At 66.2% G+C, this 21,323-nt stretch carries 19 protein-coding genes and 1 pseudogene; 8 read left to right on the top strand and 12 right to left on the bottom strand.

Annotated features, from left to right (window positions below; translation table 11 throughout):
- Nucleotides 1-1,164 carry an ADP-forming succinate--CoA ligase subunit beta gene (sucC, locus tag AC30CM_RS07140; RefSeq protein WP_490116144.1) on the bottom strand — a complete coding sequence of 388 codons (1,164 nt, stop codon included), beginning with the start codon at nucleotides 1,162-1,164 and terminating at the stop codon, nucleotides 1-3.
- A 311-nt stretch (nucleotides 1,165-1,475) separates the two neighbouring features.
- Here sucC and AC30CM_RS07145 point away from each other — a divergent pair, with 311 nt between their 5' ends.
- Together AC30CM_RS07145 and AC30CM_RS07150 are read left to right on the top strand one after the other, a co-directional pair.
- On the top strand, nucleotides 1,476-2,501 hold the full coding sequence (locus AC30CM_RS07145; protein WP_490116145.1) for a M23 family metallopeptidase: 1,026 nt from the start codon (nucleotides 1,476-1,478) through the stop codon (nucleotides 2,499-2,501).
- A 29-nt stretch (nucleotides 2,502-2,530) separates the two neighbouring features.
- Nucleotides 2,531-3,229 carry a hypothetical protein gene (locus tag AC30CM_RS07150; protein WP_490116146.1) on the top strand — a complete coding sequence of 233 codons (699 nt, stop codon included), beginning with the start codon at nucleotides 2,531-2,533 and terminating at the stop codon, nucleotides 3,227-3,229.
- 3 nt (nucleotides 3,230-3,232) lie between these two features.
- On the opposite strand, the gene pcrA is transcribed toward AC30CM_RS07150, so the two are convergent.
- Nucleotides 3,233-5,632, bottom strand: coding sequence for a DNA helicase PcrA (gene pcrA / locus AC30CM_RS07155; RefSeq protein ID WP_490116147.1), 2,400 nt, complete (start codon nucleotides 5,630-5,632; stop codon nucleotides 3,233-3,235).
- A gap of 264 nt (nucleotides 5,633-5,896) precedes the next feature.
- Between pcrA and AC30CM_RS07160 the strand changes: the two genes are divergently transcribed.
- Nucleotides 5,897-6,160 (top strand): chorismate mutase, encoded by a 264-nt coding sequence (locus AC30CM_RS07160; protein WP_490116148.1) that lies wholly within the window; start codon nucleotides 5,897-5,899, stop codon nucleotides 6,158-6,160.
- Nucleotides 6,161-6,199: 39 nt separating this feature from the next.
- On the opposite strand, the gene modA is transcribed toward AC30CM_RS07160, so the two are convergent.
- Both modA and AC30CM_RS07170 read right to left on the bottom strand, forming a co-directional pair.
- Nucleotides 6,200-6,934 carry a molybdate ABC transporter substrate-binding protein gene (gene modA / locus AC30CM_RS07165; RefSeq protein WP_490116218.1) on the bottom strand — a complete coding sequence of 245 codons (735 nt, stop codon included), beginning with the start codon at nucleotides 6,932-6,934 and terminating at the stop codon, nucleotides 6,200-6,202.
- Between the two features lie 47 nt (nucleotides 6,935-6,981).
- On the bottom strand, nucleotides 6,982-7,395 hold the full coding sequence (locus AC30CM_RS07170; RefSeq protein ID WP_490116149.1) for a TOBE domain-containing protein: 414 nt from the start codon (nucleotides 7,393-7,395) through the stop codon (nucleotides 6,982-6,984).
- A gap of 215 nt (nucleotides 7,396-7,610) precedes the next feature.
- On the opposite strand from AC30CM_RS07170, the gene AC30CM_RS07175 reads away from it, so the two are divergent.
- The 3 genes from AC30CM_RS07175 to AC30CM_RS07185 all read left to right on the top strand — a co-directional run bounded on the left by AC30CM_RS07175 (nucleotide 7,611) and on the right by AC30CM_RS07185 (nucleotide 11,440).
- Entirely contained in the window at nucleotides 7,611-8,573 is a 963-nt protein-coding gene (locus AC30CM_RS07175; protein ID WP_490116150.1) for a hypothetical protein, read from the top strand.
- Nucleotides 8,574-9,017: 444 nt separating this feature from the next.
- The gene (locus tag AC30CM_RS07180; RefSeq protein WP_490116219.1) at nucleotides 9,018-10,070 is read left to right on the top strand and encodes a glycosyltransferase family 2 protein; all 1,053 of its coding nucleotides are present in this window, start codon (nucleotides 9,018-9,020) and stop codon (nucleotides 10,068-10,070) included.
- A gap of 278 nt (nucleotides 10,071-10,348) precedes the next feature.
- Nucleotides 10,349-11,440 carry a glycosyltransferase WbsX family protein gene (locus AC30CM_RS07185; RefSeq protein ID WP_490116151.1) on the top strand — a complete coding sequence of 364 codons (1,092 nt, stop codon included), beginning with the start codon at nucleotides 10,349-10,351 and terminating at the stop codon, nucleotides 11,438-11,440.
- An 18-nt stretch (nucleotides 11,441-11,458) separates the two neighbouring features.
- Here AC30CM_RS07185 and AC30CM_RS07190 read toward each other — a convergent pair whose 3' ends face one another.
- The 4 genes from AC30CM_RS07190 to AC30CM_RS07205 form a co-directional block, all read right to left on the bottom strand.
- Entirely contained in the window at nucleotides 11,459-12,661 is a 1,203-nt protein-coding gene (locus AC30CM_RS07190; RefSeq protein ID WP_490116152.1) for a glycosyltransferase, read from the bottom strand.
- Between the two features lie 13 nt (nucleotides 12,662-12,674).
- Nucleotides 12,675-13,442 (bottom strand): FkbM family methyltransferase, encoded by a 768-nt coding sequence (locus AC30CM_RS07195; protein WP_490116153.1) that lies wholly within the window; start codon nucleotides 13,440-13,442, stop codon nucleotides 12,675-12,677.
- 188 nt (nucleotides 13,443-13,630) lie between these two features.
- Nucleotides 13,631-14,605, bottom strand: coding sequence for a glycosyltransferase family 2 protein (locus AC30CM_RS07200; protein WP_490116154.1), 975 nt, complete (start codon nucleotides 14,603-14,605; stop codon nucleotides 13,631-13,633).
- A gap of 319 nt (nucleotides 14,606-14,924) precedes the next feature.
- The gene (locus AC30CM_RS07205) at nucleotides 14,925-16,373 is read right to left on the bottom strand and encodes an NAD-dependent succinate-semialdehyde dehydrogenase (RefSeq protein WP_490116155.1); all 1,449 of its coding nucleotides are present in this window, start codon (nucleotides 16,371-16,373) and stop codon (nucleotides 14,925-14,927) included.
- 50 nt (nucleotides 16,374-16,423) lie between these two features.
- On the opposite strand from AC30CM_RS07205, the gene pgi reads away from it, so the two are divergent.
- Together pgi and AC30CM_RS07215 are read left to right on the top strand one after the other, a co-directional pair.
- Nucleotides 16,424-18,079, top strand: a complete 1,656-nt coding sequence (gene pgi / locus AC30CM_RS07210) for a glucose-6-phosphate isomerase (RefSeq protein WP_490116156.1) — start codon at nucleotides 16,424-16,426, stop codon at nucleotides 18,077-18,079.
- 139 nt (nucleotides 18,080-18,218) lie between these two features.
- A complete protein-coding gene (locus AC30CM_RS07215; RefSeq protein WP_490116157.1) occupies nucleotides 18,219-18,773 on the top strand; it encodes a chorismate mutase in 555 nt (184 codons plus the stop codon).
- A gap of 5 nt (nucleotides 18,774-18,778) precedes the next feature.
- Here AC30CM_RS07215 and AC30CM_RS07220 read toward each other — a convergent pair whose 3' ends face one another.
- The 4 genes and pseudogenes from AC30CM_RS07220 to AC30CM_RS07235 all read right to left on the bottom strand — a co-directional run bounded on the left by AC30CM_RS07220 (nucleotide 18,779) and on the right by AC30CM_RS07235 (nucleotide 21,279).
- Nucleotides 18,779-19,246 (bottom strand): zinc finger domain-containing protein, encoded by a 468-nt coding sequence (locus AC30CM_RS07220; protein ID WP_490116220.1) that lies wholly within the window; start codon nucleotides 19,244-19,246, stop codon nucleotides 18,779-18,781.
- 153 nt (nucleotides 19,247-19,399) lie between these two features.
- Nucleotides 19,400-19,642 (bottom strand): annotated as a pseudogene (locus tag AC30CM_RS07225) (DNA-formamidopyrimidine glycosylase family protein); the annotation flags it as partial.
- Nucleotides 19,643-19,681: 39 nt separating this feature from the next.
- The gene (locus tag AC30CM_RS07230) at nucleotides 19,682-20,077 is read right to left on the bottom strand and encodes a phage holin family protein (protein WP_490116158.1); all 396 of its coding nucleotides are present in this window, start codon (nucleotides 20,075-20,077) and stop codon (nucleotides 19,682-19,684) included.
- 26 nt (nucleotides 20,078-20,103) lie between these two features.
- Entirely contained in the window at nucleotides 20,104-21,279 is a 1,176-nt protein-coding gene (locus AC30CM_RS07235; protein ID WP_490116159.1) for an MFS transporter, read from the bottom strand.
- Nucleotides 21,280-21,323: the final 44 nt, after the last annotated feature.

Here is a 21,323-nt window from a genome sequence, read left to right on the forward strand (position 1 = left end):
TTACTTGTTCGCCAGCTCGGCGGCCTTGTCGGCGCCCTCGTCCATGGTGTCGGCCTGGATCACCAACGGGTGGTTGGCCTCGGCCAGGATGCGCCGGCCCTCTTCGACGTTGTTGCCGTCGAGGCGGACCACGAGCGGCTTGTTGGCCTCGTCGCCCAGGATCTGCAGGGCCTTGACGATGCCGTTGGCGACGGCGTCGCAGGCGGTGATGCCGCCGAAGACGTTGACGAACACGCTCTTGACCTGGCTGTCGCCCAGGATGACGTCGAGGCCGTTGGCCATCACCTCGGCCGAGGCGCCACCGCCGATGTCGAGGAAGTTCGCGGGCTTGACGTTGCCGTGCTTCTCGCCGGCGTAGGCGACGACGTCGAGCGTCGACATGACCAGGCCCGCGCCGTTGCCGATGATGCCGACCTCGCCGTCGAGCTTGACGTAGTTGAGGTCGTTCTCCTTGGCCTTGAGTTCCAGGGGATCGGTGGCGTCCTTGTCCTCGAACTCGGCGTGGCCGGGCTGACGGAAGTCGGCGTTCGCGTCCAGGGTGACCTTGCCGTCGAGAGCCAGGATCTGGTCGTCGGGCGTGCGCACCAGCGGGTTCACCTCGACGAGGGTCGCGTCCTCGCCGACGAACACCTCCCAGAGCTTCTGGATGGTCACGGCCGCGGCGTCGAGGACCTCGGCGGGAAGGTGGCCCTGCTCGGCGATGGAGCGGGCGAACGCCAGGTCGACACCCTTGACGGCGTCGACGGGCACCTTCGCGAGGCGGTCGGGCTTGGTGGCGGCGACCTCTTCGATCTCCATGCCGCCCTCGACCGAGCACATGGCCAGGTAGGTGCGGTTGGACCGATCGAGCAGGAAGGAGATGTAGTACTCCTCGGCGATGTCACTGGCCTCGGCGACGAGCAGCTTCTTGACGACGTGACCCTTGATGTCGAGGCCCAGGATGTTCTGCGCGTGGGTGAAGGCGTCGTCGGGCGTGGCCGCGTACTTCACACCGCCGGCCTTGCCGCGGCCACCGACCTTGACCTGGGCCTTGACCATGACGGGCCTGCCGATTTCCTCGGCGATGGCCTTGGCGTCCTCGGCGCTGTCCGTGACGCGGCCGGGCGTAGTCGGTACGTTGTGCTTGGCGAACAGTTCTTTCGCCTGGTATTCGAAGAGATCCATGGGCTCACTGTCTGTCTGCGTTGACGATTGATGCTGCTGAGATGCTGATGAGGAAGGTCTGGCCGGACTTGGCCCGTTTCGAACTTTATCCACACCCGCGCCGAGGGCTGAAACCCCCTACCACCCATGTGGCACATCTCACCGGGCACGCTTCGTGATACAGATCACAATCCCGGGCGGAATGATTGCTCGGCTTGCCACCAACATTGGAATTTGGTTAACGTGCCTGGGGTCTTCGTAACGGTATGGTCACGGCGCAAAGGACATTTCGGTTGGCTGAGCACAGTTCGTCCAGGTCGCAGCTGCGAGCCATGGCGAGCCGATTCGACGCCGAGGTCACCGACATCATTCCGTTCAACGAGTTCGGGGATCTGCCCGATCTAGGCGACGGCTTCGAGTTCAGCAACTCGTCGGCGTTCGATCGCGAGGCGCGCGTCATCCACGCCCCCGAACTCGACGACATGCACGACACCGACGACCTCGTCCCGCTGCGGCTGGTGGTTCCCTCCCAGTTCCAGCCCATCGAGATCACGCCGCCGCGCGAGTCGCGCGCCTACCGCGCGTCGCACACCGACACCAGCGACGGCAACGCCAAGACCGACGTCATCGACATCTCCGGTTCCCGTCGGGGCGCGCACCGCAAGCTCGACGGTGGGCACGTCAAGGGTCGTCTGGTCGCCGCCGCCATGGCGGCAGGGGCCACGGCGGCCGCGGCCTACACCGTCACCAGCGCCGCCGACGCCAAGCCCGCCGAGACCATGCTGGCCGCCGGCCAGGGCGCGTTCGTCGACGGCGCCCAGATTTCCGGCTCGGTCGACGGCATGCAGATCGTCACCGTGCAGCCCGCGGCGAGTTCGGCGGTGCACAGCCAGGAACTCGCCAACGGCGCGGCGTTCGCGCAGGAACGCGCCGAGCGTGAGGCCCGGTTGGCGCGCCCCATGTTCGTCATGCCGACCAAGGGCGTGTGGACGTCGGGCTTCGGGTACCGCTGGGGCGTGCTGCACGGCGGCATCGACATCGCGAACTCCATCGGCACCCCCATCGTGGCCGCCTCGGACGGCGTCGTGATCGACGTCGGTCCCACCGCGGGGTACGGCGCCTGGGTCAAGCTGCGGCACTCCGACGGCACGGTGACCCTGTATGGGCACATCAACACGTGGCTGGTGAGCAAGGGCCAGCGGGTGATGGCGGGCGATCAGATCGCCACCATGGGCAACCGCGGCAACTCCACCGGACCGCACCTGCACTTCGAGGTCCTCACCGACGGTTCGAACCGCATCGACCCGGTGCCGTGGCTGGCGCAGCGTGGCCTGTCTCCTGGCGGCTACGTCGGTTGATGCCGGTCTCCGACCGGTAGGCTGGTCGGGTGGCTGATCGCACGTCCTCTTCAGACGGGCCATCTTCCGACCGCACCCGCATCATCCGCCGGGCCCCCGAGACCCAGGCGTTTCCGCGCGTGCCCGACGAGTCGGCGCCGCAGACGAGCATCATCCGGCGTCATCCCACCGGGCCAGTCCCGACGGCACGGCCGGCGTCGAGCAGCGGCCCGCAGACCGCGCTGATCCCGCCGCCACCGCCCGAACCCCCCACAGCGATGATTCCGACGGCTGCCGCCCCGACTGGGCTCGCGGACCGCCCCGCGGATCCGCCGACCACCTATGTGCCGCGGGTGTCGCCCGCAGCGGTCGGGACGCCCCGCCGCCCGCACCCGGGCTTCGCGTCGGCGACCGCCACGGTGGCCATCCTGTCGGGCTGGGCCACTGCCGTCATCGCCACGTCGCTCATCACCAACTGGTGGAAGACCGACGAATTGTTCTGCGTGGCAATCGGTTTCCTCACCGCCGTGTCCGCGGCCGCCACCATCGGGGGGCTCATCGCGCTACTGCTGCGCCGCCGCACCGGCCGGCTGCTCATCGGGGTGGGGTCCATCGTGGCACTGATGATCTTCGCCGGGCTGTTCGTGGCCGGCGCGGCGTTGCCCGCGGTGGTGTACGCCATCCCCGTGCTGCCGGTCGCCACGGTGGTGCTGGCCGCGCTCCCGGCGACCGCCCGGTGGTGCCGGTAAGCGCTACAGCTTTTGCACGGGAGCGTGGTTGTGCATCAGCTTCACCCTGCCGGAGCTGCCGAAGTCGATGAGCGACATGGCTGACTCCCCCACCCCGGACACCTCTTCGACGCGGCCGAGGCCGTACTTGTCGTGCGTGACCCGGTCACCCGGTTCCAGCACGATGAGCGGCCGGTTGCGTGCGACGGGCCGTCCGGGCGACGGGCGGGACCCTCCGAGGCCGCCCGAGCCCGGTGCGCCGCCGGACATCCGCGTCGGCGCGGACAGCGACGCCGACGGCGCCTCGACGCGGCGCCAGTCGATGAGTTCCTGCGGGATCTCGCGCAGGAAGCGTGATTCGGGGTTCAGCATCGGCTGGCCCCACGACGAGCGAACCTTGGCCCGGCTCAGGTAGAGCCGTTCGCGGGCGCGGGTGATGCCGACGTAGGCCAGCCGGCGTTCCTCGGACAGTTCGGTCGGGTCGCCGAGGGCGCGCATGTGCGGGAACATGCCGTCTTCCCATCCGGTGACGAACACGACGGGGAACTCCAGGCCCTTGGCGGTGTGCAGCGTCATCATGGTGACGACGCCGGTGCTCTCCTCGGGGATCTCGTCGGCGTCGGCCACCAGGGACACCCGCTCCAGGAACTGCGCGAGCATGCCGGTGTCGGGCACGTCCTCATCCTGGGTCTGTCCTTCCTCCTCGCGCAGCGCCGCCGCGTTGGCGGCGTCGATGCTGAACTCGTGCGCCACGCTGACGAGTTCGTTCAGGTTGTCCAGGCGCGCGAGATCTTGTGGATCGTTGGACGATTCGAGTTCCCGCCGGTATCCGGTGCGCTCCAGCACGGTCTCCACCAGCTCGCCCAGCTCGCCGTCGAGGCCGGCGCGCAACTCGTCGAGCATCGCGACGAAGCCGGCGATGGCCTTCTCGGAACGGGTGTTGAGCATGGGCACCTTGCCCTCGGCGGCCGCTTGCAGGGCGTCGTTGAAGCTGGCGCCGGTGTTCTCGGCGTGGACGGCCACGCAGGCCTCGGCACGGTCGCCGATGCCGCGCCGCGGGGTGTTGAGGATGCGGCGCATGCTGACGGCGTCCCCGGGGTTGTCGAGCACCCGCAGGTAGGCGACGACGTCGCGGATCTCCTTGCGCTCGTAGAACCGGACACCGCCCACGACCTTGTAGGGGATGCCGGCGCGGATGAAGACCTCTTCCAGGGCGCGGGAGCTGTTGTTGGTGCGGTAGAAGACGGCGACGTCGTTGTAGGACAGGTCGCCGCGATCGTGCAGGGTGTCGATCTCCCCCGCCACGAACCGCGCCTCGTCGTGCTCGTTGTCGGCGACGTAGCCGACGATCAGCTCGCCCTCGCCCTGGTCGGTCCACAGCCGCTTCTCGCGCCGTCCGGCGTTGCGGGCGATCACCGCGTTGGCGGCCGACAGGATGTTCTGGGTGGAGCGGTAGTTCTGCTCCAGCAGGATGGTGGTGGCGTCGGGGTAGTCGCGCTCGAAGTCTTCGATGTTGCGGATGGTGGCCCCGCGGAACGCGTAGATCGACTGGTCCGCGTCGCCCACGACGCACAGTTCGGCGGGCGGCACCTCGGCGTCCTCGAGGTCGTGGCCCACGAGTTCGCGCACCAGCATGTACTGGGCGTGGTTGGTGTCCTGGTACTCGTCGACCAGGATGTGCCGGAAGCGGCGCCGGTAGTACTGCGCGATCTGCGGGAACGCCTGCAGGATGGCGACGGTCTCGCCGATCAGGTCGTCGAAGTCCAGGGCGTTGGCGGCGCGCAGCCGGCGCTGGTACTCGGCGTAGACCGAGGCGACGATCTTCGTCAGTTCGTCGCTGGCGTCGGTCAGCTCGCTGGTGGCGCGGTCCGGGTCGACGAGTTCGTTCTTGAGGTTGGAGATGTTGTTCGACAGCAGCCGCGGCGAGTACTTTTTCGTGTCAAGGCCCATGTCCTTGGCGATCATCATGAGCAGGCGACGGGAGTCGTCGGCGTCGTAGATCGAGAAGTTGGAGTTCAGCCCGGGCAGCAGCGACGCCTGGTTGCGCAGGATGCGCACGCAGGTGGAGTGGAATGTCGACACCCACATGGAGCGGGCGCGCGGGCCGATGAGCGCCACCACGCGCTCGCGCATCTCGGCGGCCGCCTTGTTGGTGAACGTGATGGCCAGCACCTGACCGACGCCGACGTCGCGCTCGGCGAGCAGGTAGGCGATGCGGCGGGTGAGCACGGCCGTCTTGCCCGAGCCGGCGCCCGCGACGATGAGCAGTGGCGTGCCCTCGTGCAGGACCGCCTGCCGTTGCTGGGGGTTGAGCCCGTCGAGCAGCTGATCCGGCCCCGAGCCCGAAGCCGAGTCGAGAGCCGAATGCGGGGCCGAGTGCGAGGAGGCGAGGGCCGTGGCCGGTGCCGAGATAGGTGACGCCATAACCACTCGAACTTACCGCCGAACACGGACACTGCGGTCCCGGCCGGGCGGTTTTTGCGCCGATGCGACCGGTGGTGGCACACTCGATTCGTGCTCAGCCAGCGAGGACGATTTTTCTACGGGTACCGGCCCGCGGTGCCCGTGGTCTAGCTGCAACGCGTCAGCCCCGCGGTCCGCTTCCGGATCCGGGGCTCGTCTCTCGAGTGGGGCCTGGATGCCGGGTGGGGACCATCCATCATTCGAGTTCAGAAATCGGAGTCACCCATGAGTATCGAAGCCGACGAGACGCCCAACATCGACGAGCTGCGGCAGGAGATCGATCGGCTGGACGCCGAGATCCTGGCCGCCGTGGCGCGCCGCACCGAAGTCTCCAAGATCATCGGCAGGGCGCGCATGGCGTCGGGCGGCACCCGACTGGTGCACAGCCGCGAGATGAAGGTCATCGAGCGCTACAGCGTGCTGGGGCCCGAGGGCAAGGACCTTGCGATGCTGCTGCTGCGGCTGGGCCGCGGCCGGCTGGGTCATTGACCCGACGGTCCTCTCAGGACCTGTCGTCGGGGCTTGCGGTCAGGGCTTGCCGAACCCCGCTTTACCGAGCACCTGCTGACCGGTCGCGCCGGTGACGTAGTCGACGAATCTCTTTGCGAGGTCGGCGTTCTTCGACTCCTTGAGTGCTGCGATCGGATAGGTGTTGACGGCTCCTGCCGACTCGGGGAAGGCGACGGCGTCGACCTTGCCGCCGGATCCCGCCGCGTCGGTGACGTAGACCAGCCCGGCGTCTGCCTGCCCGGTGGACACCTTGTTGAGGACGTCGGTCACCGAGGATTCCTCGCTCACCGGGGACAACGTCACGTCGGTGGCCTGTTCGATGCGTCGGGTCGCGGCACCGCAGGGCACCTGCGGCGCGCACGTCACCACGGCGAGGTCCGGCTTGGCGAGGTCGCGGAACGACGACACGCCCTTGGGGTTACCGGGGGCGACGGCGATGGTCAGCACGTTGCTTGCGAAGTCGACGGGGGCTCCGGCCACCAGGCCCGCCTGTGCCGCCGCCTTGTCCATGTTCTTCACGTCGGCGGAGGCGAACACGTCCGCCGAGGCGCCCTGGGTCAGTTGCGTGACCAGATCCGACGAGCCGGCGAAGTTGAATTCGACCGTCGTACCGGCGTTCTCGGCCGAGAACCGGTCACCGATCTCGGTGAAGGACTGTTTGAGCGACGCGGCGGCGAAGACCATCAGCGAACCCGATGCCCCTGCGGGCGCCGAACCGGCAGCGTCGTTGCCGGTGCCACCGCACCCGGACATCGCGACGGCTGCTGCCAAACCGACGGCAGCCAGTCTCACGGCTCTGTTCACGGGGTCGCTCCCGGCGTCTCGACGATGACGGTGGTGGCCTTCACGACGGCCACGGCGATGCTGCCCGGTTCCAACCCGAGGTCGCGCACGGCATCGGTGCTCATCAGGGAGACGACGGTGAACGGACCGCACTGCATCTCGACCTGAGCCATGACCTTGTCGGTGGTGACCTTGGTGACCAGTCCGGCCAGTCGGTTGCGTGCGGAACTCCCGACGCGGGTGGGGTCCTGCGGCGTCCGGGTGGCCGCGGCGCTGACGAATGCCGCCAACCGGGCGCCGTCGACGACCTTGCGGCCGGACTCGTCGGCGGTGGCGTCTAGCTGACCGTCGTCGATCCATCGCCGGACGGTGTCGTCGCTGACGCCGAGGAGATCGGCTGCGTCGCGGATGCGGATCAACGGTGGGGGCACGGCGTGAGCGTAGTGCCGCCATCCTCACCCCGACAACCGCATCCTCGGATCAATTCAGCATCCTTGGCCGCAGTTGCGGAGTTGTGCGCGACGGGCGATCGCGTTCGCACGGTCCCCGGTCGCCGCGGCACGACCATAACCAAACCATCGGTATGTTTTAAGGAGGCGGCACGTCAGCGGGCGCCGCACACGAGACGGGCCAGAGGAGGTCGGTGATGAGCGAGGTGTTCGTCGTGGCTCCTGGCGGCTGCACGTCGGACGGCAGCGCATCGTTGCACCAGTTGTGCGACGCGTTGAACGCGCAGGGCCTCAAGGCGTGGATGACGTACGCGCCACTCAGCCTCGACTTCGAGGTACCAGCGCCATTTCGGCACTACCGCGCATCGCCCGCGGACCTGCGCTGGATCAAACCGGGATCGACCGTGGTGATCCCCGAGGAGTGCGCGAGCCTGATCCCACAGTTCTTCGACTGTTCGGTGTACTGCTGGTGGTCGGACCTGACGTCGACTGCCGCATCGGCAATCCGACGCCGCTCTCTCGTCCCCCTGGGTCCGCTGCGGCCTCGTCGCTCACTGGCGGAGCTACTGCGCGCGCCGCACGTACGGCACCTGTGGCGCAGCGAGTTCGCGCGAGACTTCTGCGCCGACCATCTCCTCACCCCGGCGACCCGACTCAACGACCCCGTACCCGAGGAGTACGCCCAAGCCGCCACAGAGCCCCGACGCGCCCGCGAGGATCTGGTCACGTTCGACTCACGGCACGAACGCCGCTGGCGCGGGGTTCTTCACACCGTCCGACGTACCGGCCTGCGAGTCGAGGCGGTCTGCGTCGACGATCCGGAGAGCGAATTCGACCTCCTGACCCGTGCGAAGGTGCATCTCGAGTACGGCGCTCCTTCCCACGGCAACCTCCTCACCCGAAAGGCGGTGGCCGCGGGCGCGTGCGTCGTGACGACCACCCCGCCGGGCCCGTCTGCCGATCGGTCCGTGCCCGCGGGCTTCGCGATCGCCGAGCGCGGTCGCACCTTCGACCGGCACGTCGCGGCTACCACCGTGAACGCCGTCACGGACTTCGATCGGCTGGCCCCCTCGTTCGATGAGTTCCGCCGTGCCGTCGCCACCGAGCCCGTAAATTTTAGATCGGCTGCCGCCTCGATCTTCGGCGCTTTGACCCACTGAATGAACCATCGCGGCCAGCGACCGGGTCTCAGAATTCGTCCGCCGGTGGAATTCGTTCGCGGGAACCGGCATGTGACTGCCCGGATCCCACCCAGCAGGCGGCATGAGCAGCGCAACTGGCGGAGCAACCAACTTTGACGGCTCATTTCGCGTTTCGCCAGCACTGGGGCACCGCCGAAATCTACGCCCGAGTAGCTAACACGGTCTAATCGAAGGCAGCCGCACGGTTATCGGAGCCAGTTCATTCCGTATTCAAGATCGGTTAAAACAATTCCTAAGGTATTTCTCAGGACCGTTTGTGGATGGCCTCAGGTGACCTTAAGGTGAAGGCGACCGCGTAGCCACCAGCGAATTTTGACGCGCAATTTAGTTAGAACACCTCAACTATATCGGGCGTCGGAGGCGGGTGGGGTTTCCACGCGGCACGGTTGCAGCACTCAGGGGATGAAGGATTTGGGGGGCGTCAGAGTGAACAGCGCCGGACTCGACAACTTGCCTACGCGGCCGCTCATCTCCGTATGCGTGCCGCTCTACAACAATGCCGCCACCATCGAACGGTGCCTGCGCAGCATCCTCGCCCAAGACGGGGCGCGGTTCGAGATCATCGTCGTCGACGACGACTCGACCGATGACGGTGCGGCCATTGCCCAGCGCATGCTGCGACCTGGCGACCGATACGTCAAGAACACGCCTCGCCTGGGCTTGAACGGCAATCACAACAAGTGCCTCGAGCTGGCGCGCGGTGAACTCATCCAGTACGTCCACGGCGACGACTGGCTCCTCGACGGCGCGCTGCGCACACTGGCGACGTACTTCGACGACCCCGACGTGGGGTTGGCGTTCGCACCACGCGACATCGACAGCACCGATGCGAACTGGAAGAAGTGGTGCAGTGATCTGCACGAGGGCTTCCGTGATCTGTCGGAATTCAACAGCGGTCCCGAGCTCGTCGCGCAGATCGCTGCACGAGGCGCCTACGGCAACTGGATTGGCGAGCCCACGTGCGTGATGTTCCGCAGGGATCTCGCACTCGCCGGCGGATCGTGCCGCACGGACATCTACCAGTTGGTCGACTACGACCTCTGGCTGCGACTCATGTTGCGGTCCCGCCGCGTCTGCTTCCACCGCAACCAACTGTCGGTGCATTCCTACACACCGAGCACCGCCACCGCGCGAATCGTTGGCGCACGCAAGGATTGGCTCGACCGGCTGCGAATCCTCACGTGGCTCATCGTCGATCCGGCCTCGCCCAAGATCGTGCGCTCGCGCGCGAAGCTGTGGTGGCGGGCAGTGTGGCTGAAGAGCATCATGTCCTGCGCGGTGTCGGGCCCAGCCAAACGCCAGCGGGTCCGCTACCTGCTTTCGGCCCGGGATGCCGAGTTCCGGATCGCAGAACGGTTCTTGGCCGCAGACGTGAGCACGGTTGGCGCCACTGCATTCGTGGAGCCACGCCAACAGCAACCGGTGCACCTCGACAGCGAGCTGTCGGTGGCCTGAAAGCCGACTCTTGCGAAAGGCGCAAGGCAGCTTGAGGCCGTTGACCGAATCCGCGACCAAGCCATCCGACTTCGTCCAGACGATCCGTCGCCGGCAAAGCGCGACGACGAGGACCGATGCTCCACCATTCGCGCTGCAGGCGATCGCCCAGCCGTCTACGATTACCGACCTGATGGACTACATCGACTGGCCGACAAGGGATTCAATCTCAAAACCATGAGCTGTTGCATACGTTTCAATCAAAGGTCTGCCACGCGCACCCAGTGTGATGATCTGGCATGAAGTCGATCGCGTTCTATCTCCCGCAGTTTCATCCGATTCCTCAGAATGACGAATGGTGGGGCAGGGGGTTCACGGAGTGGACCAACGTCGCGCGCGCGAAGCCGCGATTTCGCGGCCATCATCAGCCACAGGTGCCCGCCGATCTGGGCTTCTACGACCTTCGCCTCGACGCCGTCAGGCGCGCGCAGATCGATCTCGCTCGGCAGTATGGTTTGGGCGGCTTCTGCTACTACCACTATTGGTTCGACGGCCAACTGCTGCTCGAAACCCCCCTTGAGGCCATGCTGGCCGACTCAGAATCAGACTTCCCGTTCTGCCTTTGCTGGCCGACAGAGCCGTGGACCCGCCGCTGGGACGGCGGCCACAACAAAGTGCTGATGGGGCAAGACTTCGAAAACTACGATCTTGAAGGCCATTTCGAGTATCTCGGTAAGTTCTTTGCCGACTCTCGATACATCCGCATTGACGACAAGCCGGTGTTCCTGATTTACAACACCGACGGCTTCCCCGACCTTCGGGCGACCATTGCTCAATGGCGCGCCAAAGCCGTTGCGATGGGCCTGCCCGGGGTGTACATCGGTGTCGTTCACAGCCATGCTCACAGGATGTCGGACAGGGATGCGATTGAGCTAGGGTTCGATGCCGTCGTGGGATTCGAACCTCATTGGGAGACAGTAAAGTCGCAGTTCAATCGCGCTCGACTTCGCCACCCCCTCAGCAGGTTGTGGAGCCTGGTGCGGCGAAACTCGTTTGTTGCTTACGACTACGAGGCTCTTGCGCGCGTCGCCATGCAGCGACCGGAGCCAACTGAGCGCAGATTCCCGTGCGTCTTTCCGAGCTGGGACAACACCTCGCGCCGAGCGTCGGGCGCGACAGTCATCCAGAATGACGACGCAGCGCTCTTCGAACAGTGGCTTCGCGATGCTACCGAACGTGTTTCATCGTTCCCTGAAGATGAACAGCTTGTCTTCATCAACGCGTGGAACGAATGGGCCGAGGGCTGTCATCTTGAGCCCGACCTCCGCAATGGCCACCGTTTCCTCGAAGCGGTGCAGCGGGTCATGCTCACCAAGCGCAGTGCAATGTAGCTGACACTGAGCAAGAATTCACTCACACCCGACTTCACTCAGACCCAGAATCTCGCCGATACGTGATGCGTATGTGGGCCTTTGAAACTCGTCAGCCGAAGCGATCGCCATCCGCGCCATACTCTGCCGCAGGGCTTCGTCTCCTGCGATCTCAATCAGATTGTTGGATAAGGCGATTGCATCGCCAGCGGGGCTCAAAAGTCCATTCACACCATGCTCTATGAGTTCCTTCGTTCCACCGGAATCGGTGCCGCATACCGGCAAGCCCGACCGCATCGCCTCAACGGTGACACGACCGAACGCCTCAAGGTTGCTGCACATCAGCGCAACATGGGCATTTCGCCAATAGGGACTGACGTCCTCAGTTTGGCCGTGAAAACTCACCAAATCGTCAAGCGCAAGCCGACGAGTCAATCTCCGAGCGCCGGATTGGTCGCCGGGCCCGACGAGATCAAGCCGAATATCGACCCCTCGGTCGCGGGCGAGGGCAACTGCTTCGATCGCCAGGTCCTGCCCCTTACTCACGGCGTACCTGCCAACCAGCACCGCTCGCAACGTCTCGTCGGACTTACGCCGTGCCACCACACCGACTGACGCGTGGATCGCCGGATGCACGACCTCAACGTTGGAAGCATGCGTGACGGCAACGAACTCTTCGGCGAGCGCCCGCGAACAACAGATGATCGTCACTGATAGTTTGGCCATCAAGTTCAGCGAGTTCTCATATCCAACAAGGAAACGCATACCGTGGTCTGCTCGTCCATACTCATGCCTCAGCCAATAATGAGGGATGCGCAGCATCCAAGCCGCGATGGCGAAGGACGGTATCGTGAGGGTGTTGGTTACAACCAAGGCTGGCCGCTTGACCAGTAGAACCGCTGCGGCTACGAGCACGGCGGGAATGAAACAAATTGCAGGAGCGAGAAGCTCGAGGTAAAAAGGTCTTGCACTGTTGCATTTGGTCGACCACCACGGCAGGGGTGCGATGACCGGCGCAATGTCCTTCGCGCGTAATTCTGAACTAAGCTCACCGCGACGAGGAAACACTGCCGCCATCCTGAGGGACGGATGTTGGTCGCGGATGGCAAGCGCCATGTCGCGGAAGACGAACTCCGCGCCTCCATGAAGCCCGGATCCATGGGAAACCAGCAACACTTCCGTCTGCGATCGACGCCCTGCGCTGCCGTCACGCAGCCCGCGGCACACTTCTTTAACATTCATCGCGACCGCCTCCCTATGCGCGAGGAAGATTCGTCGTAGCGGCCAAGGCAACGATCGAGACAGGACTCTCGTCTGGCACCGCTATCACGTCGTAATGCCAGTCAGGCAAAGATGACTCGCGACACACTCGAGCAAGATCTGATAGATCTTGCTCGGTCACATCATTCGCGACATGGCTGAAAGAACCGTACTTCGTGTACCAGACCGTTTTCGAATAGCCCTTCAGCAGTCGAAACGGAGCATTGACATCGGTGCCCGCGAGGGCACACGCAATGGGATGCCATTCGAACAGAACAATCGGACGCCGGCGAGCCAACGTGTTTGACGCACCTTCGAGGACGTTCCCGTCGTATCCGTCGGTATCGATCTTCAGAACGTCGACTTCAGCCTCACCCAGCACGTGGTCAAGAGTGATAGCCGGGACCTGACGGGCACCGAGCGAAGCTGCGGTACCCGCGTGCTGATTATGGATGAGTTCGCGCGCCAGCCCGTCAGAGGCCGCCAACATTCGTTCATGGATAATTGCTCCTTGTCTGCCGACGTTGGAGCGGAGCAACGACGCAAATTTTGGATCACCTTCGATGCATGTCATCGACGCGATCTGCGGTCCGCACTCGTCGTACAACTTCAGCGCCGTGTCGCCAACTGCAGCGCCGACATCCACGACGTGTACACCGCGTGACAGCGCGCGAGCCATTTCTCGCACTGCGGCCACTTGTGGATTGTTGTACTCGGGAAACTTGCGGACAAGCATCGGATAGGGATTCGCGAAGTTAATCATCGCCTCGCTGCCGTGAAGCTTCGTGACGACAAGCTTCTCCCCCCATATTCGGCATGAAAGGCGCCAAAGTCCGTTCCACCCCCGACGGTCCGCCCTCGGCGCCAGAACCCGGTGCGCACACCGCGCAAAATTCATAATCCCCCCAGCTACGACCAACAGTTCGCCGTTAAATGCGCGTGCCCGAACGGCTACCTATGCGGCTTAAACACCCTTCTTGCCCGTACCAACTCCGCGAGCGGCGCGACTGCCGCCTCCCTCAAGCGAATCGCCCGCTGCGGGCCAAACACAAGCGCTTCGGCTGCAGACCGTATCCAGATCGGTACCCACCAAACAAGATTGACGATCCGAATAGCGGTGGGCGCTCCAGGGTCGACGACCATGGAGCTAAGGACCCGCAGTTGGTCCAACCAATCCCGTCTTTGTGCCTTGTTCTGTACCGATGTCGTCGATGATGTGTGGTTGCGAACCGAGACTGCAACCTGGTGAAAGCACACCGTAGAGCGCACCATCAACCTCAGCCACAGATCGAGATCCAGTAGTTGATAGATGTCACTACGAAATAGCCCCGCCTCGAGCGCCAGGTCGCGACGAAACATGACGCACGTGGGTTCACCGATCCAATTGTGATGCGCCCCGCGTAGCGCTAGCTGCATGGCGAGTTTACGGCCGTCATTAGCCTTCTCAAGGCCTCGGAAGTGCTTGTGCAGTTGCCCGTACTGACGAACGAAGCCGGCGTCGTCGGTCACCACTTCGCGTGGCGCGAAAGCCATGCCGCCATCGGCTTCGTCTAGAGCAGCGGCGAGCGTGCGTAGCGCACCGGGAAGCAACCAGTCGTCCGCGTGTACGAACTGGACGTACGTACCGCGCGCCAACGTGACGCACTTGTTGTGGTTTCCAACCAGGCCAAGTCGACTACCGTTCCGGATCAACCGATCCTGGGGCCTGAGCAAGTCACGGACCACGTCCGGACCCCCGTCGGTTGAATCGTCGTCGAGGACGAGGATTTCGAAGTCCACACCGTCCTGCATCAGCACGCTCTGCAAGCTGCGCCGGATGGTGTCGGCGTTGTTGTACATGGGAATGCACACGGAGACGACGGGAGCCTGCTCCGGGGCATTTTCCCGAGGTGCCTTCGGAAATTCGTTGGTGCTAGTCGCGTTCATCGCTTCGCGCCGCGCATCGGCTCCCCTAGAAACTAATTTTGCGGGCAGCATATCCGACCTAGCGGGTAGGCCGGGACCGAAGATTGATACCTACCAATCGATGGAGACCCACGCAAACAATGTGTCTGTGTCCCCACTGCCATTCACGCTACTTCGAACTGGCTTTATAGCCTGGCCTCGCCGATGACCAGGCGTGCGAGCAACGGTTGAAGTACACGGACGATGATGCGTGAACCGCAACACCTCTCTGCGGACAGTCACGGCCACCTGCCAAAAGACCGCCCGGGCAGGTGCCCGGGCGGTCTTCGTCAAAACCGGCTCAGTTCGTCAGCGCGATGTACTTCGTGTCGAGGTATTCCTCGATGCCCTCGGAGCCGCCCTCGCGGCCGAAGCCCGATTCCTTGATGCCGCCGAACGGGGCGGCGGCATCGGAGATCACGCCGCGGTTCACGCCCACCATGCCGGACTCGATGGACTCGGCCACGCGCAGCGCCCGGTCCAGGGACTGCGTGTACACGTAGGCGGCCAGCCCGTACTCGGTGTCGTTCGCGGCGGCGATGCCCTCCTCCTCGGTGTCGAATCCCGTGATGGGCGCCACCGGGCCGAACACCTCTTCCTTGAGGATGCGGGCGTCCTTGGGCACGTCGGCCAGCACGGTCGCCGGGTAGAAGTTGCCCGGACCCCCGGGCGCCACGCCGCCGGTGGCCACCGTCGCACCGCGCGACACCGCGTCGCTCACCAACTCGTTGACCTTGCTCAGCTGCTTGGCGTTGATCAGCGGCCCCAGCGTCGCCGACTCGTCCAGCCCGTCGCCGAGCGTGAACTCGCTCATCCGCTTGGTCAGCTTCTCGGTGAATTCCTCCCGGACCGAGTTGGCCACGTGGAACCGGTTGGCGGCCGTGCACGCCTCGCCGCCGTTGCGCATCTTCGCCAGGATGGCACCGTCGACGGCGGCGTCCACGTCGGCGTCGTCGAACACGATGAACGGCGCGTTGCCACCCAACTCCATCGACGTCCGCAGCAGCTTGTCCGCCGACTGCTTCACCAGGGCCTTGCCCACGCCGGTCGAACCGGTGAACGTCAGCTTGCGCAGCCGGCCGTCGTCGACCAACGCGCCCGTCACCCCGCCCGGATCACTGGTCGGCAACACCGACAGCACGCCCTTGGGCAATCCGGCCTCGTCCATCAGCTTGGCCAGCAGCAGCATCGTCAGCGGCGTCTCCTGCGCCGGCTTGACGATCATGGTGCAGCCCGCCGCGAAGGCCGGCCCCATCTTGCGGGTGCCCATCGCGAGCGGGAAGTTCCACGGGGTGATCGCGTAACAGGGGCCCACGGCCTGCTTGGTGACGATGATGCGTCCGGTGCCCGCCGGGCTCGGGGTGTAGCGACCGCCGATGCGCACCGCTTCCTCGGCGAACCAGCGGAAGAACTCGGCACCGTAGGTCACCTCGCCCTTGCTCTCGGGGAAGACCTTGCCCATCTCGAGGGTCATGAGCGCCGCGATGTCGTCGGCCCGGTCGGTGATGGTCTCGAACACCGACCGCAGGATCTCGCCCCGCTTGCGCGCCGGGGTGCCCGCCCACTCCTCCTGCACCGCGCACGCGGCGTCCAGCGCGGCCCGCGCATCGTCGGCGGTGGCGTTGCCGACCTTGGTCAGCACCTCGTCGTTGGCGGGGTTGAGCACGTCGAACGTCGATGCGGCGGAGCGTTCCGCACCACCGATCCACAGACCGGTGGGCACGGAGGAAAGCAGCTTGGCAGTGTCCATACATCCATCATTTACTCCTCCTTCCGCCGTCTCGCACTAGGGTCGTGAGAATGACCGACACCGTGGACATCTCGAAGACGTCAGCCTGGACCGCGCTCGCCCAGCACCACGATCGCATCGGCTCGACGACGCTCCGCGAGCTATTCGACGAGGACCCGGCGCGCGGCCGCGAGCTGACGCTGTCGGTCGGCGATCTGTACGTCGACTACAGCAAGCACCGCATCACCCGGGAGACGCTGCAGCTGCTGGTCGACCTGGCCAGGACCGCGGGGCTGGAGGCCAAGCGCGACGCCATGTTCGCCGGCGAGCACATCAACACCTCCGAGGATCGCGCCGTGCTGCACACGGCGCTGCGGTTGCCGCGCGGGGCGTCGCTGACCGTCGACGGCCAGGACGTGGTGGCCGACGTGCACCAGGTGCTCGACCGGATGGGCGAGTTCACCGACCGACTGCGCAGCGGCGAGTGGACGGGCGCGACGGGTCAGCGCATCACGTGCGTGGTGAACATCGGCATCGGCGGCTCGGACCTGGGCCCCGTGATGGTCTATCAGGCCCTGCGCCACTACGCCGACGCCGGCATCACCGCCCGCTTCGTCTCCAACGTCGACCCCGCCGACCTGGTGGCCAAGCTCGACGGTCTGGACCCGGCCAGCACCCTGTTCATCGTCGCGTCGAAGACGTTCTCCACGTTGGAGACGCTCACCAACGCCACGGCGGCGCGGCGCTGGCTCACCGACGCCCTGGGTGACGACGCCGTGGCCAAGCACTTCGTCGCCGTCTCCACCAACGAGAAGCTGGTCGACGAGTTCGGCATCGACACCGCCAACATGTTTGGCTTCTGGGACTGGGTGGGCGGCCGCTACTCGGTGGACAGCGCCATCGGCCTGTCGGTCATGGCCGTCATCGGCAAGGAACGCTTCGCCGAGTTCCTCGCCGGCTTCCATCTGGTGGACGAGCACTTCCGCACCGCGCCGCTGGAGGCCAATGCGCCTGCGCTGCTTGGTCTCATCGGCCTCTGGTACAACGAGTTCTTCGGCGCCCAGTCACGCGCGGTGCTGCCCTACTCCAACGACCTGGCACGCTTCGCCGCCTACTTGCAGCAGCTCACCATGGAGTCCAACGGCAAGTCGGTGCGCGCGGACGGCTCCCCCGTCACCACCGAGACCGGTGAAATCTATTGGGGCGAACCGGGAACCAACGGCCAACACGCCTTCTACCAGCTGCTGCACCAGGGCACCCGGCTGATCCCCGCGGACTTCATCGGCTTCAGCCAGCCCACCGACGACCTGCCGACGGCCGACGGCACCGGCAGCATGCACGACCTGCTGATGAGCAACTTCTTCGCCCAGACCCAGGTCTTGGCGTTCGGCAAGACCGCCGAGGAGATCGCGGCCGAGGGCACCGCCGCCGACGTCGTCCCGCACAAGGTGATGCCCGGAAATCGGCCCACCACGTCGATTCTCGCCACCAAGCTCACCCCGTCGGTGGTGGGCCAGTTGATCGCCCTCTACGAGCACCAGGTCTTCACCGAGGGCGTGGTCTGGGGCATCGACTCCTTCGATCAGTGGGGCGTGGAGCTGGGCAAGACGCAGGCCAAGGCGCTGCTGCCGGTGATCACCTCCGACGACGCGCCCGCCGAGCAGTCCGACAGTTCCACCGATGCCCTGGTGCGGCACTACCGCGCGGAGCGCGGTCGATCGGCCTGAGCCGCGCGGAGCGCGGTCGATCGGCCTGAGCCGCGCGGAGCGCGGTCGATCGGCCTGAGCCGCGCGATTCGTGGAGTCTCCGTTCCGCTGAGCGCGACGGAGACTCCACGAATCGCAACCGATCGCGCATGATGGAGCGGTGACACGTACCGCACTGCTCGCCGTCGGCCTGCTGGCGTCCATTTCCATCGGCGTCGCACCCGCCCACGCCGACACCGCGTCGCCGCTGTACCGACTGGTCGACGTCGCCGCCCAGCGGTTGGCCACCGCCGACGCCGTAGCCGCCTTCAAGTGGGTCAACGGCGGTTCCATCGAGGATCCGGAACGCGTCGCCAAGGTCCTCGACGACGTCTCGACCCAGGCCCGCGAGCACGGCATCGACGACGGATACGTGCGGCGGGCCTTCGAGCATCAGATCCACGCCACCGAGGGCGTGGAGTATGCGCTGTTCGGCCGGTGGAAGTTCGACCCGGCCACCGCGCCGACCGCGGCACCCGATCTCAGCGAATCACGCTCTGCCATCGACGGGTTCAACCGCGCCATGGTCGACGAGATGGCGACCCAGTGGGACGTGCTGCGCGGGCCGGGGTGTGCCCGCGCCCGCGACGCCGCGCGCGCCGAGGTGATCGACGCCCGTCACCTGGATCCGCTGTACGTCCAGGCGCTCGACGCGGCCACCGCGTCGTACTGCTGACGGGATTACTTCAGCAGCTTCGACATCCGCCGGTCTGCGAGCACCTTGCCCCCGGTCTGGCACGTGGGGCAGTACTGGAATGACTTGTCCGCGAACGACACCTCGCGCACGGTGTCGCCGCACACCGGGCACGGCAACCCGGTGCGCGCATGTACGCGCATGCCGGAGCGCTTCTCCCCCTTGAGCGTGGCGGCCCCCTGCCCCACGGAGCGGGAGACGGCGTCGGTGAGCACGGTGATCATGGCGTCGTGCAACGCCATCAGTTGCACTTCGCTGAGCTTGTTGGCGGTCGCGAACGGCGACAGCTTGGCCACGTGCAGAATCTCGTCGCTGTAGGCGTTGCCGATGCCGGCGATCACCTTCTGGTCGGTGATCACGGTCTTGATGCGCCCGGTGTGCGGCTCGAGGGCCGCGGCCAACCCCTGGGGATCGAGCGCCAACGCGTCGGGCCCCAGCGTCGCGATGCCCGGCACCTTGTTCGGATCGTCGACCAGCCACACCGCGAGACGCTTCTGGGTACCGGCCTCGGTGAGGTCGAATCCCGGTGCCTCGCCGGGAGTGCCGAGGTGCACGCGCAGGGCGATGGGCCCCTTGCCGGGCTTCAGCGGTGCGGCGGCGAGCTTGTCCGACCAGCGCAGCCACCCGGCGCGCGACAGGTGGGTGATGAGGTGCAGCTCGTCGAACTGCAGGCCCAGGTACTTCGCCCAGCGGTTGGCACCGGTGACCTCGCGCCCGTGCAGCACCGTGGTGGGCGGGTCGAAGGTCTTGAGCACGGAGAGCGCCGCGACGTCGACGCGCCCCACCGTGAGTCCCACGGCATGGCGGCGCAGGTGGTCGGCGAGCGCTTCGACCTCGGGGAGTTCCGGCACTCCCCCAGTGTGCCGCAGCCGCGGCGCCCGGTCAGCGGCTCACCGCAACCCGTCCTTGCCTCCGACGATGAGCGACAGTGCCCAGCTGACGATCGACAGCACGATCGCGGCCCAGATGGCCGTCCACCAGAAGTCGTCGATCGCCAGGCCCCAGTGCGTGGTGTGCTCGGTGATGCTCGAGGTGATCCACAGCATCAGCGCGTTGATCACGACGTGGATGAGGCCCAGCGTCAGGATGTACAGCGGGATCGAGATGAGCTGCACGATGGGCTTGATCACGGCATTGACCAGACCGAAGATCACGGCGACCACGAAGATGATGCCGATGCGCGCCGCCGTGCTGTCGCCGCCCACGAACGAGATGCCGCTGACCAGTTGCGTGACGATCCACAGCGCCAGCCCGGTGAGGGCGGCGCGGAGCAGGAACTGACCCATGGCCGGTCATCCTGCCAGGATCCGGGTCAGGCGTCGCGGCCGATGGCGGCGCGCCCGAGCAGCGCCACCGCGAACACCGCACCGACGCTGCCCGAGACCAGCAGCGGCACCGTGCCGTCGGCGCCCCAGGCCAAGCCGGCCCAGATACCGGCCACCAGCACCGCGCACCCGGTGGCCCCCTGGAACAGCCCCTGCGCACTGGACTGCAGGTCACTGCCCACCAGGCTGGAGATCCACGCCTTGCCGACCCCGTCGGTGCAGCCCGTGAAGACGCCGTACGCGCCGATCAGCAGCCACGCCGTCGTCGGATCGGTGGTGAGGCCCAGCCCGCCGTATCCGATCGCGAAGAACACCAGCCCGACGCCGAAGACCACCGACCGCGGTAGGCGGTCGGCCATCAGCCCGGCCGGATAGCTCGTCACCGCGTAGACGCAGTTGTAGGTGACGTAGGCCAGGATCACCTCGACCACCGAGAAGCCGATGTCGTTGAGGCGCAACAGCAGTAGCGCGTCGGGGAAGTTGACCACGCCGAAGGCCACCAGCACGCCCGTCACGCGCCAGAAGCCGCCGGGCAGTTCGCGCACGCGCGAGAACGTGCCGGCGCGCGGCGCGGCGACGCGGCGGCGTTCGCGCACGACGAACACCAGCGCCACGCTGAGCACCGCCGGCACGACCGCCACCCACAGCAGCGGCGCGATCCGATGATCGAGCAACTCGTAGCCGGCCAGCCCGAGCAGCGGCCCCACCACGGCCCCCGCGGTGTCCATCGCACGGTGGAAGCCAAAAACCCTCCCGCGCGCGGCGGGGTCGACGTCGGCGACCAGCAGGGCGTCCCGCGGCGCCCCGCGCAGGCCCTTGCCCAGGCGGTCCACGACGCGACCGGCCAGCACCCCCGGCCACGCGGCGAACGCCGCGACCATGACCTTGCCGAGGGCGGCCATGCCGTATCCGGTGGCGATCAACGGGCGCCGGGCGAACCTGTCCCCCAGGGGCCCCGACGCCAGCTTCGTCAGCGACGCAGCCCCCTCGGCCGCCCCCTCGATGGCACCCACCACGGCCGGCGGCGCCCCGAGCACCGCCGTGAGGTAGATCGGCAGCAGGGGGTACAGCAGTTCACTCGCGGTGTCCTGCAGGAAGGACACCGCCGACAGGATGCGCACGTTCCCGGTGAGCCACGGCCGTCGGCGCCCGGTTGCCGTCACGGGCCCCATCTTGCCCGAGCGTTCGTCGCCGCAGAACTAGAACG

It is taken from the genome of Mycobacterium sp. DHQP2018-32-09 (assembly GCF_058148405.1).